A 350-nucleotide genomic window follows, 5' to 3' on the forward strand; every position below is an offset into this window, starting at 1 on the left:
GGATAGGTGTTCCACGAATAAATGAGACATAAATTGCACTGAGCTGATGCAGGATGGGAATACGCTCAATTCGAAAATAAGCAAGAATGAATCCAAGAAAACTGCCAATCAAAGTGGCAAATAAAACGATCAGTAAGGTTGTTGGAAGGGCTGACAATACTTTAGGGAAGAGTGTGACGACATACTCCCATTTGAAAAAATCCCCCATGTTGAATCACCTCCTATGTTGAAGTCGTTTGGACTTTTTCTTCTGAGGGCGGTGCGCCTAATATGGCGGCATCGAACCGTTCAGGGATGAGGACTTTATACATTAATACACCTAAGTCGCCATTATCGGCTTCACGTTCAAT

Annotated in this window: 2 pseudogenes; both read right to left on the reverse strand. The window is 42.6% G+C overall.

The window, feature by feature from the left end:
- Nucleotides 1-208: pseudogene (locus KH400_RS22910) on the reverse strand (amino acid ABC transporter permease); the annotation flags it as partial.
- A 13-nt stretch (nucleotides 209-221) separates the two neighbouring features.
- A pseudogene (locus KH400_RS24940) lies at nucleotides 222-350 on the reverse strand (GNAT family N-acetyltransferase); the annotation flags it as partial.

This window comes from Desertibacillus haloalkaliphilus, from assembly GCF_019039105.1.
In the GTDB taxonomy this organism is placed as follows: domain Bacteria; phylum Bacillota; class Bacilli; order Bacillales; family KJ1-10-99; genus Desertibacillus; species Desertibacillus haloalkaliphilus.